This window comes from Pseudomonas onubensis (assembly GCF_965653655.1).
Classification (GTDB): domain Bacteria; phylum Pseudomonadota; class Gammaproteobacteria; order Pseudomonadales; family Pseudomonadaceae; genus Aquipseudomonas.
This window is the reverse complement of sequence record NZ_CBFHAZ010000342.1, coordinates 1-333: the sequence shown is the minus strand read 5'-3', so window position 1 is coordinate 333 and position 333 is coordinate 1. Positions and strand designations below refer to the sequence as shown.

General features: G+C 52.0%; 1 tRNA gene and 1 rRNA gene. Both read left to right on the top strand.

The features are described 5' to 3' along the window. Positions 1-52: ribosomal RNA gene (locus tag ACTD9P_RS30260) — 16S ribosomal RNA — on the top strand; the annotation flags it as partial. A 161-nt stretch (positions 53-213) separates the two neighbouring features. Then, positions 214-290, top strand: a tRNA-Ile gene (locus ACTD9P_RS30255). The last annotated feature ends 43 nt before the right edge of the window (positions 291-333 follow it).

The following is a 333-nucleotide window of genomic DNA, read 5'->3' as shown; positions in this document are numbered from 1 at the left end:
GAAGTCGTAACAAGGTAGCCGTAGGGGAACCTGCGGCTGGATCACCTCCTTAATCGACGACATCAGCTGCTCCATAAGTTCCCACACGAATTGCTTGATTCATTGAAGAAGACGATAAGAAGCAGCCTAAAGGGTTGTAGCTTAGTTGGTTAGAGCGCACCCCATGCTCTGTGGTAAAGAGCAGGGTGAGGTCGGCCTTAGCAGCTCGAAATTGGGTCTGTAGCTCAGTTGGTTAGAGCGCACCCCTGATAAGGGTGAGGTCGGCAGTTCGAATCTGCCCAGACCCACCAATTTTGTGTGGGAAACGCCTGTAGAAATACGGGGCCATAGCTC